This window comes from Actinophytocola sp. (assembly GCF_036555685.1).
Classification (GTDB): Bacteria; Actinomycetota; Actinomycetes; order Mycobacteriales; family Pseudonocardiaceae; genus Actinophytocola.
Genome location: NZ_DATBKY010000036.1, coordinates 1 through 2,689, shown reverse-complemented (window position 1 = coordinate 2,689; position 2,689 = coordinate 1). Strand labels below are relative to the sequence as shown.

The 2,689-nt window shown below is 67.7% G+C and carries 2 protein-coding genes; both read right to left on the bottom strand.

The features are described 5' to 3' along the window. Window positions 1–444: 444 nt before the first annotated feature. On the bottom strand, window positions 445–1,248 hold the full coding sequence (gene istB, locus VH969_RS03690) for an IS21-like element helper ATPase IstB (RefSeq protein ID WP_331970334.1): 804 nt from the start codon (window positions 1,246–1,248) through the stop codon (window positions 445–447). Then, window positions 1,248–2,495, bottom strand: coding sequence for an IS21 family transposase (gene istA / locus VH969_RS03685; RefSeq protein ID WP_331970331.1), 1,248 nt, complete (start codon window positions 2,493–2,495; stop codon window positions 1,248–1,250). Before istA ends, istB begins: the two co-directional genes overlap by 1 nt. Between the last annotated feature and the right edge of the window lie 194 nt (window positions 2,496–2,689).

Here is a 2,689-nt window from a genome sequence, read left to right as displayed (position 1 = left end):
GGGTCAGACCGGCCAGCAGGCACACGTATCCGCTATCGCCGAACTGCGGTCGGGTCGGCCTCAGCGCAAAGGTCTTCAGTCAATGCTTGATCGCGATCGCCGCGATGACGGTGATCGACGCAAACTCCGCGACAGACGTGTCCACCGGACGTGCCCGTCTGCGGGCGTTCACAAGATGGGAAGTCATACGGCGCCCGGCATTACCTATCCGGATCGTGCCGACGTAGCAGACCAGATGATCACCCACCCTATCGCCGACTATGCGCGGTGCGCAGCGGCTAGCATCAGCTCATACACGATAGTTATGCGCTGGTTCGAAGGCGCCGCTTTGCAGCAGCGGTAGATAGGACCTCGAGGCCAGCCTGATATCCAGATCGGCATTACTGTCAACGGCAGCTGAAATTTGAACACTTTCGGCACGTGAAAATTGAGCACTTGCGGGTGTCATCGTTCGTCGGTCGCGGCGGTTGGGACGCGGCCGAGGTCGCGGTCTTTGAGTCTGTAGCTGTCGCCTTTGAGGGCGACGACTTCGGCGTGGTGCACCAGGCGGTCGATCATGGCTGCGGCGACGACGTCGTCGCCGAAGACTTCGCCCCAGCGGCCGAACGGCTTGTTCGAGGTGACGATCAGGCTGGCTCGTTCGTAGCGGCTGGAGACGAGCTGGAAGAACAGGTTGGCGGCTTCGGGTTCGAAGGGGATGTAGCCGACCTCGTCGACGACGAGCAGCGGGTAGCGGCCGAGCCGGACCAGTTCGGCTTGGAGTCGGCCGGCATGGTGGGCCTCGGCAAGCCGGGCGACCCACTCGGATGCGGTGGCGAACAGGACGCGGTGGCCGGCTTGGCAGGCGCGGATGGCCAGCCCGATGGCGAGGTGGGTCTTGCCGGTGCCCGGCGGGCCGAGGAAGACCACGTTCTCGCGGGCGGTGACGAAGTCCAGGGTGCCGAGGTGGGCGATGATGTCGCGTTTGAGCGAGCGGGCGTGGTCGAAGTCGAACTCCTCGATGCTTTTGCGCGAGGGGAACCGGGCCGTCCGGATGCGGCCCTCGCCGCCATGTGACTCCCGGGCGGAGACCTCGCGTTGCAGGCAGGCGACGAGGAACTCCTCATGTGACCAGGACTCGGCGCGGGCCCGCTCGGCCAGGCGCGGGATCGACTCGCGCAGCGTCGGCGCCTTGAGCGCCCGGGTCAAGAACGCCACCTCCGCCGTGACGTCGCGGACCGTCGGTTTGGCCGTCGCGCGGGTGGCCATCACGCCACCCCGCCGTCAGCATCGGCAAGGCCGAGCGCGGTGTCGTAGTCCTCGAGACAGCGGATCTGCACGTCCGGCTCGGCGTTGACCGGGCGCAGCATCCCGATGCGTGCTTTGCGCAGCAGCTTCGCGGCCGCGATGTGTCCGGGGTCGGAGATGCTCTGGTGCCAGGCCCAGATTCGTTCGTGGTCGGCCACGAGCTTGCCGTCGCAGAACGCCCGCACCCGCTCCAGGTCGGCGAGCAGCTCGATGCGGCGGCCGATCACGCTCGGGTGCACCGAGTAGTCGTTGGAGTCCAGCCGGATGTAGTGGTCACGCGGCAGCCGCAGCGAGTGCCGCCACCCGGTCACCGGATCGACCGGCGGCAGGCTCAGCATCGCAGCCCGGTCGGCGGTGATCCGGTCAGTCGGCGCGCAGCCCAACACGCGCCGGGTCCGCGCGTTCACCAGGTGCAGCCACTGCTGCAGCTGGGCGTTGAAGTCGGCCGGCGAGCTGAACGATCGACCGGGTAGGAACGAGCGCTCCAGGTAGTCGTGCGCCCGCTCGATGATGCCCTTGTGTTCCGGCTCGCGCGGCCGCAGCACTAGCACCTTGCTCGCGAGGGTGCCGCGGAAGGCTTGGCACTCGGCCGTGAGTTCGACCCGTCCGGCACGCCAGCGGCCGATCGCGGACTCGCCGTCCCAGACCAGCACCCGCGGCACCGCACCCAACGCCGCGATCAGCTGCCACCAGCCGGCGAACAGATCCGCCGCCGAACGGGTCGGGATGAGCACCGCGGACAGCCAGCGGGAGTAGCCGGTCACCATCGTGAGCACCGGCAGCTGGGTCGGCTTGCGCACCTGCCCGAACCCGACCGGCAATCGGATCGGCGGGAACCACAGATCGCACTGCGCGATCTCGCCCGGCTCGTAACTGGTGCGGCCCGCCGGGTCCGGCGGCAGATACGCCGGCCGCAGCTGCGCCACCCGCGCGCTGAGCACCCGGACCGAGTGGGTCCAGCCCACCCGCTCCGCGATCACCGTCGCCGGCATCGTCGGATAGGCCCGCAACAACTCACGTATCCGCGGCTCGAACGCATCCACGATCGAACCGCTGGACCCGCGCTCGTACTTCGGCGGCCCGTCCGACCTCAGCGCGGTATACACCGTGTTGCGCGAGACCTTCAGCACCCGGGCGATCTGCGTGATCGACATCTTCTCCGCCCGCCGCAACCGACGGATCTCAGCCCAGTCCTCCACGTTCAGCACCTACTTCCTCCCCGGCTCGGACCACTCCGATCCGGCCAGGGTTTCGGCGCAAGTGCTCAAGATTCAGTTGCCGCGCCCTGTTCAGTTTTCGCGTGCCGCCGACAAAGGCGAGTTGATCTCTCCCGGCAACGGGGCTTAAGCGGCTGAAACCCCCCGTAGAGCGGAGGTCCGACATGGTATCCCCGAGCGGATTC